12 protein-coding genes are annotated in these 21,065 nt (G+C 64.3%); 3 read left to right on the plus strand and 9 right to left on the minus strand.

Going from position 1 to position 21,065, the window contains the following annotated elements:
* Window positions 1–97 precede the first annotated feature (97 nt).
* Entirely contained in the window at window positions 98–1,228 is a 1,131-nt protein-coding gene (locus BFD71_RS25795) for an ATP-binding protein (protein WP_069267150.1), read from the plus strand.
* Window positions 1,229–1,245: 17 nt separating this feature from the next.
* Here BFD71_RS25795 and BFD71_RS25800 read toward each other — a convergent pair whose 3' ends face one another.
* Window positions 1,246–2,025 (minus strand): response regulator, encoded by a 780-nt coding sequence (locus BFD71_RS25800; protein WP_083245472.1) that lies wholly within the window; start codon window positions 2,023–2,025, stop codon window positions 1,246–1,248.
* 551 nt (window positions 2,026–2,576) lie between these two features.
* Between BFD71_RS25800 and BFD71_RS25805 the strand changes: the two genes are divergently transcribed.
* Window positions 2,577–3,209, plus strand: a complete 633-nt coding sequence (locus BFD71_RS25805; RefSeq protein ID WP_069267151.1) for a lytic transglycosylase domain-containing protein — start codon at window positions 2,577–2,579, stop codon at window positions 3,207–3,209.
* A gap of 149 nt (window positions 3,210–3,358) precedes the next feature.
* Here BFD71_RS25805 and BFD71_RS25810 read toward each other — a convergent pair whose 3' ends face one another.
* The 8 genes from BFD71_RS25810 to BFD71_RS25845 form a co-directional block, all read right to left on the minus strand.
* Window positions 3,359–3,868, minus strand: coding sequence for a DUF1269 domain-containing protein (locus tag BFD71_RS25810; RefSeq protein WP_069267152.1), 510 nt, complete (start codon window positions 3,866–3,868; stop codon window positions 3,359–3,361).
* A gap of 66 nt (window positions 3,869–3,934) precedes the next feature.
* On the minus strand, window positions 3,935–5,647 hold the full coding sequence (locus BFD71_RS25815; RefSeq protein WP_083245473.1) for a c-type cytochrome: 1,713 nt from the start codon (window positions 5,645–5,647) through the stop codon (window positions 3,935–3,937).
* Between the two features lie 2 nt (window positions 5,648–5,649).
* Window positions 5,650–6,486 carry a hypothetical protein gene (locus BFD71_RS25820; protein ID WP_069267153.1) on the minus strand — a complete coding sequence of 279 codons (837 nt, stop codon included), beginning with the start codon at window positions 6,484–6,486 and terminating at the stop codon, window positions 5,650–5,652.
* A 29-nt stretch (window positions 6,487–6,515) separates the two neighbouring features.
* Window positions 6,516–7,442 carry an outer membrane lipoprotein-sorting protein gene (locus BFD71_RS25825; protein WP_069267154.1) on the minus strand — a complete coding sequence of 309 codons (927 nt, stop codon included), beginning with the start codon at window positions 7,440–7,442 and terminating at the stop codon, window positions 6,516–6,518.
* A 43-nt stretch (window positions 7,443–7,485) separates the two neighbouring features.
* Window positions 7,486–7,980 carry a hypothetical protein gene (locus BFD71_RS25830; RefSeq protein ID WP_069267155.1) on the minus strand — a complete coding sequence of 165 codons (495 nt, stop codon included), beginning with the start codon at window positions 7,978–7,980 and terminating at the stop codon, window positions 7,486–7,488.
* Window positions 7,977–16,244, minus strand: coding sequence for a choice-of-anchor Q domain-containing protein (locus BFD71_RS25835; RefSeq protein ID WP_176732960.1), 8,268 nt, complete (start codon window positions 16,242–16,244; stop codon window positions 7,977–7,979). Before BFD71_RS25835 ends, BFD71_RS25830 begins: the two co-directional genes overlap by 4 nt.
* 17 nt (window positions 16,245–16,261) lie before the next feature.
* Entirely contained in the window at window positions 16,262–17,878 is a 1,617-nt protein-coding gene (locus BFD71_RS25840) for a multicopper oxidase domain-containing protein (RefSeq protein ID WP_083245474.1), read from the minus strand.
* Between the two features lie 84 nt (window positions 17,879–17,962).
* Entirely contained in the window at window positions 17,963–19,531 is a 1,569-nt protein-coding gene (locus BFD71_RS25845; protein ID WP_069267156.1) for a multicopper oxidase domain-containing protein, read from the minus strand.
* Between the two features lie 512 nt (window positions 19,532–20,043).
* Between BFD71_RS25845 and BFD71_RS25850 the strand changes: the two genes are divergently transcribed.
* Window positions 20,044–20,895 carry a hypothetical protein gene (locus BFD71_RS25850; RefSeq protein WP_069267157.1) on the plus strand — a complete coding sequence of 284 codons (852 nt, stop codon included), beginning with the start codon at window positions 20,044–20,046 and terminating at the stop codon, window positions 20,893–20,895.
* The last annotated feature ends 170 nt before the right edge of the window (window positions 20,896–21,065 follow it).

The raw sequence follows: 21,065 nt of genomic DNA on the forward strand, positions 1-21,065 counted from the left end.
GAGCCCGCACATTACCCGTTGCGGCCCGCACCGATCACGGCCTAAAATCCCGATATTCTTACGATCTGCTTATATCGACGCATCGGGGGGAGCTCCAATGGATGCGATTCAGCCTGGAGGACCGCAGGTAAGATTGCTCGATCTGATCGAAGCAATGCGCAAGCTTCGTCGTGCAGCCTGCGCCAGTCAGCCCGAAGCCGGCGTCGTCACCGATGCGCGCGGCGCAGCGCTTGCGATTCTCACGCCCGCTGGAATCTTCGTGTCGGCAAACCGCAGCGCGGCCGCACTGCTCGGCTACTCGAGCGCCGAACTCGTCGGCAAGCGTCTCGTCGATCTTGCGCCCGACGACGCTCATGCGGCGTTGACAGACGAATTGTCCGCCAGCGCGGCTCGCGAGTTTCATTCGTTCAAGGCCCTGCTCACTGGCCGAACCGGTCACCCAACGCGGCTTGCACTGCATCAGCAATGGGTGCCCGCGAAGACGATGAATTCGGGCGTCTTGCTGACGCTTTTCGAAGAACCGCTGATCATCGAGCCCGGGTCTGCCGACTCGGAGTTGCTCGACGCAAGCGAGCGGTTGTGCCAGACGTATCTGATGATAGGTCAGCAGAAAGAGCGCCAGCGGCTCGCTTCGGAGTTGCACGACGGCCTCGGCCAGGCGCTCACCCTCGTCAAGCTGATGACAGAGGACGCGCTGATGCGCATACGCCGCGGTCAGGTCGACGATGCGGTGCAGCTGCTGGATTCGACCGTATTCAGGATCCGCGAAACGATTGGCGACGTGCGGCAGATATGCGGTGAACTAAGGCCGCTCATGCTCGACAAACTGGGGCTGCCCGCGGCATTGGGTTCGCTGTGCCGGCGCATCGAACGCGGCACGGGGGCGATGTCGGTCGTGTTCGACTGCGATGTCGCGGATAAGGACGTGCCCGAGCATCTGAAAGCCGACATGTTCAGGGTGGCTCAGGAGGCGCTGAATAACGCCGTCAAGCATGCCGCGGCGACCGAAATCTCGCTCAGCCTGCGCAGCGATGCGGCCCGCCTGATGTTGACGATTCGGGACAACGGCATTGGCTACGAGAACCATCCATTCGCCACGGACGAAGCGTATACAACAGGGTTGGGACTCGTCGGCATGCAGCACCGTGTAGAGATGCACGGCGGCGCGTTTTCGATCGAGTCGTCCGCCGCAACCGGGACCCTCGTCTGCGCGACCTGGACGCGCTAGCGCCGCCCTCGCCGCATTCAGGTTCCCGTCTCGCCCAGCCTGCATTCGGGCTCTTCGCCGCCTGGCCCCGGGCCCGGCGCCGGATCGGCGCGTTCCGGCAAATGCTCGTCGTCCACATCCGGCTCAGCGCATTTGGCGGCGAGCGACGTCAGCAAACCCATGCTCATCGCAACGAGAACCAGTTCGGTCAGGTTGGCGATATGGAGCTTGTGCATCATGCTCGCGCGATACTTCTCGATCGTCTTGGGACTCAGGTTCAGATATTGTCCCACCTGACGGTTGGTGCGTCCTTCCGCGATCAGCTTCAGCACGCTGCGCTCGCGCGCCGTCAGCACATCCCACGCATGCTTCGGTGCGGGCGCTTCGCGGCCGCTGACGAACGAGTCGACCATAAACCCGTAGACGTCCGCACTCAGATGCTTCTTGCCCTGCATGACAGAGCGCATCGCGACCAGCAGTTCCTCGAACGAGACGTCCTTCAGCACGTAACCGTCGACGCCGGCACGCAACGCTTCCCGCACGTACTCCTCGTTTTGATGCACCGTGAGCGCGATGATCCGGATGCCCGGCGATCGCCGTTTGATTGTCGCGCTGGCGTCGATGCCGTTCATCCCCCGCATCGACAGATCCATCAGGATCAGTTGGGGGGCGAGTGTCATCGCCTGCTGGCAGGCCTCTTTGCCGTCACGCGCTTCGCCGACGACGTCGTAGTCGGCTTGCGCACACAGCATCGAACGTAGACCATTTCGCAGCAGATCGTGATCCTCTGCGATTACAACGCGACATTTCATGTTCACGTCTTGTCTCCCGGTACCCGTGCCCTCGGCCGTCTTCACCGCATTAACGCTTCGACGAAATACTTCCCTTCCACACAGCTTTCACTCTTTACATTCGAATTCCTAACTGTTAGCTTTGTGTTATTTTCGGGTTACTGTGTGTACCTGCCCTTCGCAAGGTTCACGCCACTTCGCGCAGAGCAAGCAACGGCGCGCATCTCCACTTGTTGGGACATTCCGGCCGCGCGTCGAGTGCCGAAAAATGTTTCATTTTCGAATCCTTTTTAAATCCCCAGAAGATTAGCTGCCGCAATGGATGGCAGGAAGCCGGTTCATTTTTATCATTGCGTGAAAATTGATCGATGATATTTGCATCCGGCGAGAAGAATCAAGGCGCCAGGCATGACTGCGGAGCGGCTGCCGTTGATTACCGTCCATTACCATTTATTTCGAATGTTAAGTTTCTGCAATGCGCTTTTTGAGCGCGCTTTCGCGTCACAAAGTGTAGGGAGGTGCCCCATTGCCGAGCCGTTTTTTCTTCCACCACAATTCAGGTGCAGGAGAAAACAACGATGCATTGCCACCCGTCATCCAGCTTCGGAAACGCGATCATTGCCGCATTCGCGATGCTCGGTGCGGTGTTGCCGGGACCGGCGTGCGCACAAATTTTCGGCACCGTCGACAGCAACGGCGCCATCGTTCTGACGAACGTGCGCGGCAAGCCGGGATTGAAGGTGATCGTTGCGGGCGAACCGCCAGGCGAACCCGGCGCCAGGCGCCGGTCGCGCAAGTCATCGGGCGGCGCCGACTCCCCCCTGTACGCGGACGTGATCGACGAAGCGAGCCGCTCCTTTCGCGTTCAACCCGAACTGCTTCGCGCGGTGATCGACATCGAGTCGGGATACAACCCGAAGGCGGTTTCGGACAAAGGCGCGCTGGGACTGATGCAGTTGATGCCCGATACCGCTGCGCGATTCTCGCACGGCGACATGTTCAATCCACGAGACAACGTGCTGGCCGGCGCCCGCTACCTTCGCTTTCTTCTCGACCTGTTCAAGGACGATGTGGAACTCGCGCTGGCCGCCTACAACGCCGGTGAAAACGCGGTGATTCGCGCCGGCTATCGCGTGCCGTCGCTGCCGGAAACGCGTCTGTACGTTCCGCGCGTGCTGGCGCGCTACAAGCAGCTCCTCGCGTCCAGTTGAGCCTGATTGCACGCCCCGGAGCATAGCGAACCGGCCGACTGGGGACCAGTTCAGCCGGCCGGACGCCCTCTGCGACGTAGAACGCGAACACTTGCAGCGGTGCTGCGTCCTACGCTCTCCCTCCGTTGTCTACCGCGTGCGGGCACACGTCACCGAAACAAGGCAATGGTCTTGTCCGATCCCTCGCCGTGCGCCTGTACATGGTGAAGCTCGATCATGTCCTCGATCTCCTCCACGCGCTCCTTCGGGACGTCGATCATCATCAAAAGCTCGCCGCGGAGGATCGCTTCTTCGAAGCGCTTCAAGCGCGTATTGCGCACCTCGACGCCGACCACGGCCGCTACCCCGGCGCCGAATCCTGCGCCCGAAAGTGCGAGGATCACCACTGTGCCGCCGGCAATCCGTACGTCTTCGGGCGGGCACACAAGCGCAATCAGCGCCACCAGCAGCCCGATCGCACAGCCCACTGCCGCGCCTCGAGCCAGCGAAGCAAGCAGATCGCTGCGTTGCGCGAGCGATGCCTGCGGCAAGCCGTCGAGCGACACATTCTCGTTGGCGATGACATGCATATGCCGCCACTCGACCCGATGCAAAAGCAGTTCGCCGGCGACCGCGCGCGCGCGCTGTGCGGTAGGCAGCAAAAGATAGACGCGTCGCATTTGAGCTTCCCGCTTTCCTTCGAAAGTGTGCAGATGCACGACACGCCCCGCAAAGCGCCATCGATCTCACGGCACGATCCAGTCCCCATCGGCGACGAGCTTGATGTGGTCCGGCCCGGCAAAGCGAACGATATAGCCGCCCTTGGACGCGAATGTCTGCCCCGGCGCCAGCGTCAGGCGCGGATAGTAGCCCGTCAGGATGCGGCGTTCGAGCATGTCCTGAACCCGCTCCACCAGATAGTCCCTCACGAACGCATCGACCATATGGCTCAGGGTCTCGGCGAGCAGACCGCAGGCGAGGTAGGTGTCCGCCTGCACCTGGGGAGCCACCATCGGTATCTGTCTGATCGAGAACCAGCCGAACGCATAGTCGACGCGCACGCGCCGCCCTTCCGGCAAATCGAACGGGTACGCAAGGCGCGTGACGCCGCGCCAGCTCGTCGGCAAGGGGATACTATCCAGCCCACCCATGAGGCCCGACATGAACACCGTATGCGTCGCTGGAGGGATCCGCGCGAGCGCCGCAATATCGGGCGGACGCAGCCACAACACAAGCACATCCGAGCGCGGTATGCCGTGCAGCGCACCTGCAATGCCCTCGCCCGGGGCGAGTGCGTGATTCGATACCGCAATGCCGTGAGCCGCCAGCGCCGTGGCGAGCGACTGCGCTCCGCGTTCGCCGTTGTCGCCGGTACGATAGACCTGCCAGACGTGTGTCGGCGCCTTCGCCTCTTTCGTGCCCTGCGCCTGCGGCGCGTCGGTTTCATCGACGATGCGCGCCGCAATCAGCTCCGACTCGAGCAGCACGCCCTTCGAGAAGTACACGGAATAGAAGTCGCGATCGTTTTCGATCGGCACCTCGACGTTGGGAAAGAGACACGGCACGGCCTCCTGCTCGCAGAAGTCGTGAATCGGCGCCCAGTTTTTGCCGCCGAGACCCGACAACACCGCGAACACCGGCTGCCGGGCCAGAAACTGCGTGAGTTGCCCGCGCCAGGTGTCCGGCGGACCTTTTAGCTCCCACACATGCAGTTCCCAGCGGCGATTGACCATGAACATCATCTTGCGCGACGAACGCAACGGCGGCACCGCACCGAGCGGAAAGACGTTCTTGTCGGCGAAGTAATGCGTGAGCACATCGAGCATGCCCGCGCGTTTCACCGGGTCGGCATCGGGGGTGATGATGGTCGCGAAGTGCAGCACGGTATCGGTGACACCCGTCGGCCTGCGCCGATCGAGCTGCTTCAGATAACCGATCAGCGCCTGCATATCGGCGTCGTTCAGCGCGTACTGCGGCATCAGGCTGCTGAGCGGCTTGCCTTCGGAGTCGATGCCTTCGCGAATCGCGCGGGCGACCGTCGCCTCGGTGTACGGTTCACGTTCGGCGCGCATCCCGGGAACGTACGGCAAGTCGCGATCCTCCGGAGTTTGCGTGCGCGGCTCGACGAGGTAGCGCCAGCTGATTGGCGGAATGCTGCTGTTGCCCTCCCGCGAGCCGAGGCCACTGCGTCGATGACAGTTCACACAGGCCGCGGCCGCGCCTTGCAGGTGCACGCCCCCGTCGTGCATCGCTTTGAGCGCTTCGCCCGAACCCAGTACGCCCTGCTGATAGAGCGCCTGCCCGGCGCTCGCCGTCGCGACCGGTGGGGCGGCAGGCGCGCAACGCGCCTCGCGCACAGGCACGATCAGCGCGGCGAGCAACGCGCATGGAGCCAACCATCGCGTCGCCCGCGACGGTGCCCGTGTGCGGCCTCTCGGCCCGCTTGCCGTGCGCTTCATGATCAGGGCGACGGATGTCCCGCGCCGGGCAGCGCCGGCGAGGCATCGACGTCGATCGAAACCGATTTGCGGTGCATCTGCGGCGGTGCGGGTCTCGTGAAGATGCCATCGTCCAGCGCCGGATTGAGCGACACCTTGTCGATGGTGAGCTTGTCCTTTTTGTCGGACGCCGGTGCCCCACTCTCGATCTCGAGCGGTATCTGCAGCCCCTCGACGCTCCTGAAGTCGCTGTAGTTCACGTCCACGACGACCGTCTGCCCACGCGGCGTGCGCACCTGGCGGTCGACCTGCACGTCGAGAAACGTTTGAGCGTCGATCCACACATGGCGGATCACACCGGAAGGCAGCTTTGCGGCAAGGCGATACGCATCGCGCCCGCCCACCTGATCCTTGCCCTCGAGCGTAACGGTGACGCCCTTCGCTTCATGGTCGATCAGGAGCCCGTCGATCACCTGCTCGTCGCGCGCGGACGTCGCCTCGTCCATCGAGTACGGCCGCGGCGTCGCGCTGCCCATGCCGTTCGGGCCCAGTTTCCAGCCTTGTTTACCGTCGAATACGCGCACGGACTTCTGGTTGTACACAGTGACCTCGAAGCGTGTCTTGTTCGGGCGTTTCATGGCGAGGACAAACGGCAGGTCCGGCGCGGGCGCATTGGCGCTATCCACGTGACCGGACCAGATCATGGTCTGGACTTTGCGCCACGCGTCGAGCCCGCCTCTCGCGTCGACGTTCTTCTGGACGATCTCATCGGCACTCAGATCGTGCGCGGGGATCTGCTCTCCCGCGAACACGACCGCGGCGACACTGCCGGCGAGCACCCATACTGCGACTGGTTTCATGGCCGTCAACCTCATGGGGCACCCAGCGGCTAATGGCTTGCGCTCTGGCGCGGGCCCGGGTGCGCCCCTGCATTTGCGCCTGGGTTCGCACTCGCCGCCGGACGCGGGCTCAGCGCTGGGTTCGCGCTGACGACCGGTGCGGGGTGCGTGACTTTCGCCACCGTGACCTGCGGCTTGGCAAACGCGGTGTCGTCCACCTGCGGGTTCAGCGCAACCTTATCGATGATCAGCTTGTGCGTGCCTCTTGCGCCGACGACAACCGTTTCGAGCGTATGCGGCATGACGAGGCCGCCCTCCTTGCGATAGTCGCGATAGAAGATCGCAACGTTGTGCATCTTGCCGTCGAGCTTGCGCGCATCGCCGTCGACCTTCAGTTCGAGAAAGCTGGCCGCATCGATCCATACGCGGCGCGACGTGCCGTCTTTCATCGTCAACTTGAGCACATACGCGCGGTGGCCCTCGACCATTTCCATGCCGAGCACGTCGATGCGCGTGCCTTTCGCCGCATAGTCCATGAGCGGCCCATCCAGTTCGGCCCACGACGCGGCCGCCTTGGCCTCCGCGGGCGTGTAGGGCTCCACTTCATTGCGGCCGAGGAACGGCCTGACCTTCCACCCTTGCGCGCCGTCGTAGACCTGGAATGCCGTCTGGTCGTTGAAGCGGACCTCGATACGGCTCTTGCGCGGGCGCTTGAGCGTCATCGTGAAAGGAAGTTTGGTGTTCTTCGTGCCGCCCGCCTCGAGCTGCCCCGACATCGTCATCGTGTTGACCGCGTGCCACGCCTGCAGGCCGCCGCGCGCGGCGACGTTGCGCTCGACGATCTGCGCGGCACTCACGTGCGCCGCGCCCGCAGTCTGGGCGCTCGCCGCAGAAGACCCCGCGAGCGCGAGGGGAGCACTTGCCGCGAGCGTCACCACCGACGCGGTCCGGATCGCCAGCGAAAGAAAGCGGTTCATGAGTCATCTCCTCTTCGTCTGCGCGTGAAAAGCGCTTGTGCATTCATTCGACTATCAGCCCGTCGATGTGGAACGACCCCACGAATACGTCGACGCGCTCCCCGGCCTTGATCAGACCGCCCTTGTTCGAGAACACCATCCAGTACTCCTGACCGGTTTCCAGCGGACCGCTCTGGCGCAGCGCCCCAACCTTGTCCATCACCGGGATTTCGAGCAATGCATGGCTCGTGCGTCCGAACATCACGGCTGTCGCGGTCTTTTCGCCGAGCGGCCGCGCGGCCACCGGGTCCGTCACACGATAGCTGAAGCGGATCAGGTTGCCCGACGCCGTGCGGCGCACGCTCAGGTGGTCGATGCCCTGCATCAGTTCGTAATAGCCCCGCGCGCGCTGCGGCAGGCTCGCCGGCGAGTACGGCGACTGCTTCGCCGCCGCGCTCGCACCGGCCTCGCCGACCGCCGGCTGAAGCGAGGCGGCGACGAGACAGATACTGCCGGCCAGCAGCACGACCCGCGGCGTCCGGCGCAGACGCTGGCTCATGGCAACGCTCCCAGTGTCTTCAGACCCGCCGGCGTCGTGACTGCGGGCGGCGTGCCTACCGGCAGCGCAGGCTGGCCCTGATTGCCCTGTGCGCCTCCGATGCCGGGCAGCCCTCCGCTGTTCGCGGCGTTTGGCAGGATCCCCTGCAACAATCCGAGCAGCGTCACCGGATCGTTGACGCCAAGCGCGAGCGGATACGGCTGCGAGGCGAACACGCCGGGCCTCACGAACTCGACTGCGCCGATGTCGTAGCCACCCAGCTGCGGCCGCGGCGTGCCGAAGATGTCACGATTCGGCGCACCCGCTGCCGTGGCATGGTTGACCGCCGGCGAGGTCCCCGGGATCGTGTAGTTGCCAAGCAGCGTGTTGCGTTGCGCGCCCGTGCGCGCCTCGTTGAACAGCGACAGCGGACCGTACGACATGTTGATCCAGTTGTTGCCCTCGTCCGGCGTCGCCGAAGGCAGCAGGCTGAACAACGGATTCGGCAGCACCGTGTCCGCAATGCCCGGGGGCACCGTGATGCCGATGCCACCCGCCTCCGGCGGCACGCGCGCACCGTTGCAGTACTGATGCACGACGTCCGGATTCGATCCGCTGTTGTTCGCGTTCGGATAATCGCCGGCGTCGGTCAGGATCGAGTACTGCGGGTTCATCGTCAGACCGGACCCATGGTTGGCGGCTCCGGTGTCGCCGAACGCGCCGATGTCCCAGTAGACCGCCTTCGGATCGCAGTAGCCCGTGGCGTGCCCGGCCTGATTCAGCGACGGATTGAGCGTGACCACGTTCTGCAGCCCCGCAATGCCCGGATCCAGTCCTCCCACCGTGATGTAGAACGTGCGGTTCTGCCAGAACAGGTCGTTCGTGAGCACCGGGTTCGAGAACGTCGTGCAGTCCGGGTGGCCCGCCGGGCATTTCACGTTCGGCCTCGTGAATGCCGCCACCAGGTTCTGCGTGTGGCGCGCGGTCTCGAGGCCGGCCGGCTCGTACTGCGACGTCGTGGTCGGCTGGCACGTCGTTTCCGAACCCGAGGTCGTGCAGTTCGGCGGCCCGACATTGGCCTGGGTCGCAGCGGAGGTGTTGAACAGCACACCGGCCGTCGCCGTCGAGTCGTTCGAGACGACCGTGTTGTTGATGAAGCTCACCGCCACGGCATCCTGCAGCGATACGCCGCCGCCCGCCCAGCCCGCCACGTTGTTCGCGATGATGTTGTTCGTCACCTTCACGCGATACCACCTGGAGCTGTCGTTCGGACTACGTTGCACGTCGGTGCCGTTGACGTTCTGCAGCCGCAGGCCGCCGCCCTTGCCGCTTTCCGCCGTGTTGCCGACGATCAGGTTGCCGTCGATCGTGATGTCCGGGCCCGCGCCGTCCGAGAGCTGCGGCGCGCAGTCGACGTCGGTGGCCGAGTTCTCGCAGAAGGTGCCGTCGGGCGGCACACCCTGAACGATCAGCCCGCCGCCGTACGTCGGCAGCGTCGGGTTGTTGCTCTGATTGAACAGGATCCAGTTGTGCGACAGGTCGCCGTTGTAGCTGAAGCCGAAGTGCGCGACGCCGCCGCCGTCACCGCTGCTGATGTTGCCGCATACCCAGTTGTAGTTGAACTTGTAGTAGTCGGCGCCCGAACAGAACGTCACTCCTCCTGCCGAAGACGGCGTGGTCGAGTTGATTTCGTCGCCGTACGAAGCGTTCGACGTGACCTGGTTGTTGTGCACGTTCACGTGGACGTTGTACTGGAACGGCAACTGGGTCGCGTTATTCGCCGCGATGTTACCGTCGGGCACCTCGACCTGGCCGACGATGATGCCGCCCGTGAGCGTTCCCGCGTTGGAGAAGACGCGGTTGTTCGATACCTCCGTGTAGTGGTTCCAGCCATGCAGGTAGATACCGCCGCCGCCTTGCGAGCTGTTCGTGAACGACATGCCGTCGATGCGCGACGGGTTGCACAGGAAGTTGCTCTGATAGGTATTGCAGTCCGCGGCGCTGTTGGTGAGCGGCGTGCAGATGCCGTTCGCGACGCAGTTCTGGTCCTGGGTCAGCACCCCGCCCACCAGCACGTCCTTCACGCCCTTGCCGAGCACGGTAATGGCCGCGCCTTCGTACGCGCCCATCAGCGTCGGCTCGATCAGCGTCTCCGCGAGGTTGCCGTTGAGGTTGAAATCCCAGCCGGAAGTCGGCTCGAACGGAATCCCGTCGATCTTGCGCTGCATCGAGGCGAGGCAACTGTACGCGCCGGTCGGATCGTACGGATTGCTCGCGGAGATCAGGCCGCCGTTCAGCGCATCGCCGAACAGGCACCCTATCTGCCTGCGCCACGGGTCGAGCTTGCCCGACGGATGCGGATTGGCGTCGACCGTCACGGACGTTGCCCCCACGCCTTGCAGCCGCACCGGCTTCCACATGAGCAGCATCTCCTTGTAAGTCCCGGGACCGACGACGATCATGTCGCCGGCGGTGGCATGGTCGATTGCGGTCTGGATTGCATTGCCCGCCGTGTTCTCGCCCCCCACGTAGGTGGGCGCCTTGCCGCCGATCGTCACGGTGACCGCATCGATCGAGCGCTTGCCGCTGGCTGCGGTGACGACGAGCTGGCCGCACTGGGTCGGCGTCGTCACGCCGCGCTGCTGCATCGTGCAGGCCGCATCGGGACCGAGCAGAGGCGGCACGACCACGGTGATCTTCGCGTCGCTCCACGACGTCACCGGCGCCGGGATGCCCGCGATCGTCACGACGCCCCGTTGCTGGCCGAAACCGTAGTTGCGCGTGATGAACTTCTGGTTGAACGGCGCGGCGGTGGCAGCTGGACCTGTGTACGCATGGTTCGGCACCTGCTGCCTGCCGACCGACGTGATCGTCAGTGTCTTCAAGGGTCCACTGACCCACGGGCCCGCGCCGCCGTTGCTGCCCGCGGACGTATTGCCGGCAATCGCGTCGCCCGTCACGGAGGCAATGCCCGGCGTGCCGTCCGGATAGGCGCAGTCCACCTGGTTATACCCGTCCGCGAAGGCCTGGACGGGCACCACCGGCGTATCCATGTACTGGGTCTGTCCGGGCATGAACGGAATCTCGTAGCAGAACTGGCTATATGCCGGGTTATAGAGCGGGTCCTTGATGGTCTGGCCGGAATGCGCCGGGTCGGGCTTGTACGGATCGTTCATGCAGGCGACCATCATCGTCGGCGCGTAGCCCGTCGGGTTCGGCGGGTTGACTTGCCAGGTCGAGTAGGTCAGCCCGTTGAAGATGCCCCACTGGTCGGAATAGGTGCGCGAGATTTCATTGCCCGCGAAGTCCTTGAACGACACCGGCACGTTTGGCACTGCGAACTTCTCGCCGAACTGCGGCGAATACGGATCGAACTCCGACGAGAAATCGTCCAGCATGAAGCCGGTGTAGTGTGCGGCGACGTGCGTCGAGCTGAAGATCCAGAACTTCGCCAGCACCGCGCTTTGGTCGGTGAGCTCCACCTCCTTGCGGTCGCACAGATTCCGCGAAGCCCCCGCGAACGGCGAGACTTCCTGCGAACCCGGGAACAGACTGATGTAGTCCGGCACGATCCGCAGTTCGCCGACACACGGCCAGAAGCGTTCGACGGAGCCGGTGTCGCCTTCGGCATGCGGGGTGGAGCCGAGATTCGAGGTCGGATTCTGCGGGTTGTTCCGGTTGTAAGTGGAGTTCATCGCCGCCTGGTCGGGCAGGATGAAGATGTCGCCGATGCCGCCGAACTGCTGCGTAACCGGTGCGATGTAGTTGTCGCCGATCAGGATGTTCTTGTCCTCCTCCTTCACCAGTTCGTAGCCCGGCGGCACGATGATCTCGACCACATACTTGCCGGGCGGCAGCATCTGCGTGCCGTCCTTCGTGGGATTGGCGCTGCAGATCGTGCAGTTGGTGCCGGTCGGCAGGCCGCTATGCGGATCGCGGCCCGTCACGCTCGGGAACTGGTACATGCCGTCGAACGGCGCCGGCTGCACCTGGTTGAACACGTGCATGCCGTCATAGCACTTGAACTGCGAGTTGTTCGGCAGCGCTCGCTGCTGCGGGTCGAGCCAGTTCGGCGTGTTCCGCAGCGTGTAGAAGTACGGATCGCTGGTGCTCTGGCCCGGACAGTTCATGTTCGGCACGCCGTCCGAACGGAACCCCTGGGCCCAGTCGTCCCAACTCGCGGTCTTCGTCGTGTCGACGAGCTTCAGGCTCGTGGAGCCGTCCGCCGCAACGCCTTCCTGATACAGGTTCACCGTGACGTTCGGCACGTTGGGCGTCCACTTCGTGTGAATCAGCAACGTGGGATCGTCGAACGGGCGCGTGGAGGCATAGACGACTTCGCCGTGGATGCCGCCGTTCTCATTCGCCGCGTAGGGCGTCTTGCCGAACTCGACGAACGAGCTCTGGCCCGAGAAGCCCTGCCAGCCCATCGTGGTCACCCACGGCGGATCGACCCGGCCGGTCGAGGGATTCGAGCCCGAGCGGTCGTTGCAGTCCGCGTCGTTGCAGTACACCGCGCCCGGCACCCGCAGGTTCGTGGGCAGATGGACCGATTCCAGCGTGTTCGCGAAGTTCGCGGCGATCGTCGACTTGCCGCCGCCCGGCGTGCCGTCCGGCGGACCGCCCGCGTCATAGACGACGTGCACGCCGCTCTGCTTGAAGCGCGTCAGGTCGGTATCGACGACGTACCAGTTGAACAACGGGAACTCTTCGTTGAACGACGCATAGCCGCTCCCGTCCGTGACGTTGAAATCCGAATAGCTGCCGTCGCGGAAGCGAATGTTGGTCGACAATAGCGCGAGACCTGGCTTGCTCGGGTCCCCCACGCCGTTGCCGTTCGTGTCGAGGAAGGTCCGCGTATAGAGATTCGTCTGCCACTGAAGCACCGCGATATCTCCCGCGTCCGTCACCGTACCGCCGCCGAGCGTCACGGCCGATGCGAGCCCGTCGACGATCTGGTCGTTCCACTGGTCGAACACCGTGATTCGGGTTATGCCGGCAGGCAGGCCCGTGAAGCTGAACGTGCCGTCCGCGTTGCACTTGGTGAACGCGTAGTCTTCACCGTCCGGATCGCCCACGCTCACGTAGCATTGCGTGAAGCTCAACGGCTTGCGCGACTGGCTGCCATAGAGGTGCTCGTCGGGCGGACGGCTGTAGTGCAGGTTCGTCACCCGGCCCTTGAGCCCGTTGTTGCAGCTCGAGGTGGCGCACAGCAAAGGCAGCCGCGCGTTGATGATCTTCGGATTCGCAAAGCCGATCGACACGTGGAAGCCCGCCGGACCGAATTCCTGGAAGTACGCAGGGCCGCCGATCTTGATGAACGAGTCGTGGGCCTTCTCGCCGTCCAGCGTGTTCGTCTGCAGCCATTCCTCGCCTCGCGCGATGCGGTCAGCAGCGGGCGTCGCGATGATGCCGTACCGGCCCGGCATCAGGTTCGCAATGATGGCCTGACCAACGAGCGGCGACAGCGTCTTGCCATCCGACTCGTATTTCGGGCAGGTCGGGATCATGCCGACGAGGCCATCGGTCGATGTCGAAATCGGGCACGCGTTGAGCCCGCTGACCGGATCGATCGTGCCTTGCAGCGAGTTGGACAGCGGCATGTTGAACATGTCGTAGGTCATCTGGCCGGTCGGCTGGCCGCTGCCGCCCGCGTCGTCCCACAGCTTGATCTCGAAGCCGCCGAGTCCCGGTTCGCGCGCCGAGCCGAAGGTGTCGGTGCCGCCGCTCACGTCCACTTCGCCGTTCAGCGGTGCGTCGTCCTCGAACACGAACACGGAAACCTTCGCAGTCGGGAATGGCGATTCCTCCAGCAACACATTGACCGAAGTCTGCCCGGCCGCGATCGGTGCGCCGCCCATGCCGTTGCCGCATTTGCCCGTGCCCGGCGCGAAGTTCGCGACGCCCGGACAGTCTTTGGAAATGTCGAACTGCCGCTGCGCGCCCGAGGGGTTGGTCGGGTCGACCGGCTGCGGAACGCCGCCGCCGTTCGTGAACGAGTTGTACGCGTTGCCCGGCAGGATCGAAATGTAATAGCGCTTCTTCGGATCGAGCGCCACCTGCGACGGATCCACCGGCACCTGCTGCGCCGCCGTGGTCCGGCACACGCCGTTGCCGACGTCGCACACCGCCGGCAGGTGGGTCTGGCTGACCGGGTCGTAGACCGTCTGCCCCGCTTCGCACGCGGCGACGCCGACACAGCCTGCCGCCACCACCGGCATGTAACTCGTATGGAAGTTTGCACCGAGACTCGGCACAGGCAGCGGCGGACACGTCGCCGGACGCGTGGGCGAATTCACCTGGCACGCCGGATCGATCTGGAACGTGCGGTCTTCCTCGATGATCCAGCGGTAGTCGCTGATCTTCACCGGCGTCTTGCCCGGCTGCGTGCTGGGCGCATCGAGTACGTTGACGACGAGTCCGCTGCCGCCCTTGAACGTCACCGTCACGCTCGCCGTGTTGCTCGCCGTATTCTGCGCATTCACCGCCTTGTACTGGAACGTCACGCTCGCGGACGCCGCGCTGCCCATTGGCGCCGTTGCCGGGCTCGCCGTGAAGGAGCCGTCCGGATTCAGCGTGACAGAGCCGCCCGAAGGGGTGCCGACCAGCGTCGCGGTGAGCTGCAGGCCATTCGGATCGCTGGCGTACGTGAGCACACCGGGCTCGGAGATCTGCAGCCGCGAGGCGACGTTGCTTGTATAAGCGGCATTACCGGCCGTGGGCGGTCCGGACTGACACCCGTTGCCCGTCGTGCACGCAGTGAGCGTCACCGTCGCCGCGGCGTTCGGGTTGCCGTTCGCCTGGTACACGAAGCTGTCGGCCGTCGTGCCTTGACTCGGGGTGTAGACGAACGTGCCGTCCGGGTTCAGCGTGAGCGAGCCGCCAGTCGGTGGCGTCTTCACCTGCACGCCGTAGACGTTGGCGTCCTTCGCCGCCACGCCTCTAGCCGGGTCGGACACGGTCAGCGTCTTGCCGGGTACGAAGAAATAGGTGGAACCGGTGACCGAAGCGTTCGCCACGGCGGCCGCGGACGCCGCGGTGGAGTTGTTCACGCTGATGTAACCCTGCATGCCGCCGTCACGCGCGTTGTTCGTCGACAGACTCAGTTCGCGATCGAACACCGGCAGCGCGGAAGCGGCTGCGGCCGGCATGTTGACCAGCGCGTCATAGGTCTTGCCGGCCGCCATGAACACTTCCGACTGGATCCGCGGATTGCCGGGCAGCACGTTGCCGTCTTCGGCGATCAACGCGAAGCCGGAGACCGGGGTCGTGCCGGTTTGCGCGCCGACCACGGCCGGCACGTGCATGCGCAGACCCGCGTTGACGAAGCGAAGCATCACCGGCCCGGTGGTCGCTGCGCTCGTCGCGGCGAACGTCGAAGCGCCCGGATTGGTGCGGTCGAACGAGACGCCGTTGATCAGGTAGTAGCGCGGATCGTAGTTCACCGTGGGCGGATAGCAGGTGCCGAACGAGGTCGACTTCGAATCGCCGCAGCCGCCCGGCTGCCCGGACCAGGACAGGGTTTCGCTGAAGCCCGGGGTCGCAACCGCGGAGGCGACCGCGGTGTTCTGCACCGGATCGATTTCGCTCAGCACGAGCGGCACGTCGGTGTCGTAGCTGATGCCCGGATACGCCTGTGCAGGCGTCGTGCCGTTGGCCGCCGTTCTCACCACCAGCACGCCATAGAGCCCCATCGGCCCCTGGATCGATGGGTGCGTGCCCGACTCGATCAGATAGGTGCCGGGGTTCAGGTTGCTCCACGTGAGTGCAGTGGTGCTGCCGTGCGCGACTTCGGTCGCGAACGACTGCACGCGGGCCGCTTGCGTCGGCGGCGTGAACGTCGCCCCGCCGGGCGCGGCGGCGGCGGTCGGCCACGTGGTCGCGGTCTGGGTGGGGTGCGTCGGGCTCGGCATGCTCGTCGCCGTCGTGCCCAGACCGCCGCCCAGTTGCCCGACGATCACGAGCGAGGTCGGCACGGAGCCGGGCAGGCTGTTGTTGAGATTGATCGTGAGTGGCCCAGGCGGCACCGTGATGACGACGGGCGACCAGTTCGCCCCTGCCCCGGGGTTCGCCGCCGTACACGTGGCAGGCGCAGCGGCCGCCGTGCAGCCGTAACCCCACATCGGCACGGCCTGCCCGTCGGGCATCACGGCCGTGGTGGCCTTCGCAGTGAGATTGACGGATGCCTGGGCGAATGCCATCCCGCTCGCGCCCAGCAAAACGGAAGCGGCAATCGACGCCTTAAGCATACCTAACAGATTTGCCTTGAGTGTGGTGGATCTCATCGCCGTTCTCCCCGCCTCTAGTTCGATTCGTCGATCAGGAATGCTTGCGGATCAACGAGCATCATCATCATCATTCCGCCAGGGAAGATGTTGTTCGTGGTGATCTCACGTTCATTGTGCGAGTGCCACATGAATGCAAAGCCGGCTTCCGTTTGCGGTGGATTCACCGACGTGCCGCTTGGCGGCGTCGTGCCCGTGGGCGAAGTCGCGCGCATGGTCGCATCGGGGCCGAGATAGGGGCTGCCGCCGTACCAGAAGCCGTTGGTCAGCACGTGCGAGTCGGGCAGCGTCACCGGGCCGCCGCTTCCCACCTTGCCGAACGGATGGGTTTCGAGCGCCTTGTTGTGGTCCGCGCACCACTCGTAATAGTTCGGTGCCGTCGGATCCTGCGTGTAGTAGCCGTTTGCATCCGGGATACAGACGCTGCCGTCGCCGGGATAGTGCCCATAGACGTCCCAGTTGAGCCCCTTGCCCGTCCAGTAGAAGATCCCGTCCATCGCAAGGCCCGGTGTCGTCGTGGTCGTGAACAGCAGCGGGCCGGCGACCTTGGTCGCGTCGGACCTGGCGAGCAGCATGTTGCCGTCGCGCGCGAGCACGCGCACGTGATTGCCGTGCTCATGGAACGGATGCTGCCAGCGCCCCGTGCCGATGATCCGCAGCAGCACCATTTCGCCGGGGTGCATGTGCGGGTTGCCGTTGTATGGCTGATTCGGATATTGCGCCGCGTAGTTCGGGTCCATGTCGTCCGGCATCGAGCGTCCGTTGACCATGAAGTACGCTGGATGATACGGCTCCGTCTCGACCGTCATGCAGCCGGTCGGACTCGTGCAAGCGTTGCTGGCCTGTTGCTCCGCCTGTGCATGAATGCGCGGATCCATTTCGGAAAACTGAAACAGATACTCGCGGTCGTAGCACGCTGCGCTGTGGTTGTAGGCCGCCGCGGCATTGCGGAAGTCGGGCTGGCCGTCCAGCAGCTTGCGCGTCCCCTGGATCGGGTTGCAGCCGGTCGGCACGGCGAGCGTACCGGGCGACGACGTCGGCAACACGATGACCGCGCCATACATGCCCATTTCGATCTGCAGATCGCCCTGCGTGCCGCTGTAGTACGCGTGCGTGCCCGGCGTAGCGGCGATGAAGCTGTAGGTGACCGTGACGGTGTGGGACGCCTCTCGCGTGAGCAGGCCCTGCACGCCCGTCGGCGTGCCGGAGCAGAGCCTCGTCGTCGGGTCGATCGTCCCCATGCATACGTCAAACCCGGGAAAGAGAATCGACGTGTTGCCCGCCGCCGCCGGCAGATTGTTGGTGAGCGTCACCGTGACGATGTCGCCCTGGTTGACGATCAGCGTCGGGCCGGGAATCTGCATGGTCGGACAATTCGCACCGGCGATATTGGGCGGCGAAAATCCGGCCGGCGCCGTATTGCAGCCGTAGCCCCATGAATAGACGCTATTGCCGTCCGGCTGGGTGATGCGGCTCGCCTCGGCGCGCAGGTCGAAATGCGTGCCCGTGATGCCAGGCGCGGCCGCATGCACCTGCATGCAGAAGAGCGCCGCGAGCGCCGCCACGCCGAACCGTGCAAGCCGTCCGAGGCGCGCGAGGGTCGCGATCGCTATGCGGTAAGTGATGTGTCCCACGGCTCTTCTCCTAAGTGCAGGACTTCCTGGCCGGGTCCATGGCAGGGCAGCCATGAACCGTCTTTATCGCGTGCATGATGCGTCTCATAGCGTGCAGACCTTCGTCTTCGGATCCACCGACCTGCAGATGTGCACCTCGGTCATCAGTCCTCCGAAGTTTTCCTGGTCGTTCGCCAGATGGTCCAGATTCGGCGTGTACAGGTAGAAGACCTGCCCTGACTGATACTTTGTCGTGTCGGTGGCGTCGAGGATCAGGTCGAGCGACTCCCCGCCGCCGAGCGTGATCGAGTTCGTGTAGTAGGTCATGTCGTTGCCGGCCATGTCGCGCAGCAGCCGCGCATTGAGCGCGACCACGTGCATCGGAATGCCGAGCGAGGCGAGCGTCTGATATTCGGTGACGTCGAGGTCCGAGATGCGCAGCAGCACCTTGCCGCCGACAGGGATATTGATCAGCGACGGCAGCGGTTGCGAGAAGCGCGGCACGCCGTCCGACGCGGGCGTCGAAAGCGCATTCGGATTGACGGTGTCCGGATAGCTGCGGCCATTCAGCATGAAGAACTTGTCTTTCATGTCGGTGAAGGGCTCCGGATTGAACGTCATGCCGACGAAGTGGAAGTTCGGATCGAAGCCATGGATCTGCACCGGATACTCGACGTCATAGGCGGTCGAGCCATCGCCGTCGTTGTATGCGTAGAGCGTGGGCGTCCCGCTCAAATTGTTCACGTGCAGCACGCCGTTCTGTGGCGGCAGCGGCGTCGTGCAGAGAATGTCGGTGCCGCACCGCGTGCGCAGATCCTGCTGCTGCAAAACCAGCGACTGATACAGCGACTTGCCCGCGGGCACGCGGTTCTGACGCGGACGCACGAAGATCTGGCCGACCATGCCCATCTGCAGGTGCTCCGGGGGTGTGATGTGGCAGTGCCAGAAGTAGGTGCCCGCATCCGGCGCGAGGTAGTAGTACGTGAAGCTCGCGCCGATGTTGATCGCGACCGAGGCGTCCGGCACGCCGTCGTAGAACGAGGAGGCATTCGGATAGCCGTGAAAGTGCACCGTGTGCTTCTCGAACAGGTCGGGGCGCATGATCATGCCGACGTTCGTGAGCGTGAGGAAGAACTCGTCATCCTCGTCGATCGCCATCATCGGCGCGGGCTCGTTGCCGTTCATCACGCCGATGTCCATGATCGGCCGCGGGTCGACATGGCCCGTGAGCTGGCCGGGCGGCGTCGATTCCGGATCGGGCGTGAGACCGACCGCGCCGTTGTAGGTCGGATCCGTTCTCGGATCGCCGACGGTGTTGAACACCGAGGCGAACTGCGTGCCGGGCAATCCGGCCTTGATGTCGGCAAGACCGGACAACGGCCCGAACGCGAACAGATAGGTCTGCACGCCGTTGGCCATCGTCGCATAGCCGTCGCCACCCGAGATCTGCTGGCACTTGATGGCGCCGTTGACGACACCGGTCGATGCCGAGGTTTGGCCCGTGAAGGACGGTCCCGTGTACGGCGGTTCGCCGGCGCCCGCGGGCAGCGCCGACGGATGAGACGGCGTGGTCGGCGGGCATTGAACCATGAACGATTGGGAAAATGAGGGGATCGCAAACATCATGCATAGCAGGGCTGCCACGCTATTGCGACACATGCGGATGCTGAACATATGACCTCCGTCCTTGGGGTCAAGCAGCGCGTCAGGCGCTGAACGTCACGCTCGACTGCAGTTGCGGGCTGATGCATTCGTCACACTGACCCGTATGTGGATTCTGGATATCGGCAGCGGAGCCTGCGATGGGTTACCTCCCTACACTTGCAGTAGGGCAAACCCATCGCGTTGCGCGGCCGTGGTCCTGACGGGCGATGGAGTGTGTCCTGGCCAACACAAGCGGCGCGTCATGCCTCGATTCCGGTCTGCAAGGGGAACGCTCGTGTACCGTCATGGCTTTCATTTTCATTTCGAATCGACGTGATTCTTCGAATCAATCTGAGGATTGAAATGTCGTTCTTATGTGCCCTGTGGCATATAGCGGCGAACTTTCCGATGGGTACAATCCCCCCTATTCACATCACGCGCAAACCGGAATACCGCGGACGATTCTCGATCACGCGGTCAGACGGACGGCACTCACCTCCCGGTCTCATGCCGGCGAGGGACCTGGCGGCGTGGGGGGGAACATGGATTTTCTGGAAAAGAGAGCGGCGGTGAATCTCGTCGAACGCAACGATCACGCTCTTGAACTCGTCGAGCTGGCAAGCGCGAAGCGGACGTACTACCCCACCACGTCGATGTGGTTGAAGCTGGAACAGCTTCAGGTGGCGCAGCAACTCGTCGAGCCGCTGGATCAGGACCGGCAGCCGGTTCTGTCCACGTCGCTCCACGGCGCGGCGCATCTCGACGGCCAGGAGCTTGCGATCATTGGCTTTCCGCAGCTGGCGACGCGCGTGCTTCAGGTAAGCTTCGAAGCCCGCGACGTCAGCACGGCCGACCGGCTTGGCCTGCGCGCACTGGAAGACGAACTGGGCAACTCGATGTCCGATGTGGCGCTCGGCACCGCCCGGCTGGGCTTCAATGCCGCCGATGACGAGACCGGAGAGCCCGATCGGTGGTGGCTCGCGTGCCACATTCCCCCTGCCTGCCTGCAGGTGCTGGCGAAGGCGATCTCGGACGGCCAGCTTGGCGCGGTAGAGCTGGGTCTGGCCATGCGGCACCTCTATACGTCCGAAGATCCCGCGGCCGAGCCGTCACGCCAGCCCCGGCTCTTTCTGCGGCCCGATGAAGGGGACGACACGGTCGAATGGCCGAACATAGCGACTGGCTATGTCACCCATCTGCGCATCGACTTTGCGACGGCTTCATTGCGTGGCTCGGCGGCGAGCAGCGACCCGGCGGGGGCGGCGAAGGTCGTCGCGGAAGCCGTGAGCTCGCTGGGACCGACGCTCCTCAACCTCAGACTGACGGTAAGGTGGATCGGCATCCTCATTGCCGTGCTGCTCTTCCTTGAAGTTCTCGAGCGGCTGCAGATCTGAACCGGCATCTGCCTCGCGATCGCATAAGCAAGCAAAGCCAGACGCATTTCGGGCGCAACGGCGCGGCTATAACGCGCCGCCCCGCCCCAGCCTTTCCCCGCGGGAAAGCACGCTTCACCCTTCCTCAATTTTCGCGCTCGCGAAAATCTCCCACACTTGCCATCACGCCT

The sequence above is a fragment of the Paraburkholderia nodosa genome (assembly GCF_001718195.1).
Lineage (GTDB): Bacteria > Pseudomonadota > Gammaproteobacteria > Burkholderiales > Burkholderiaceae > Paraburkholderia > Paraburkholderia nodosa_A.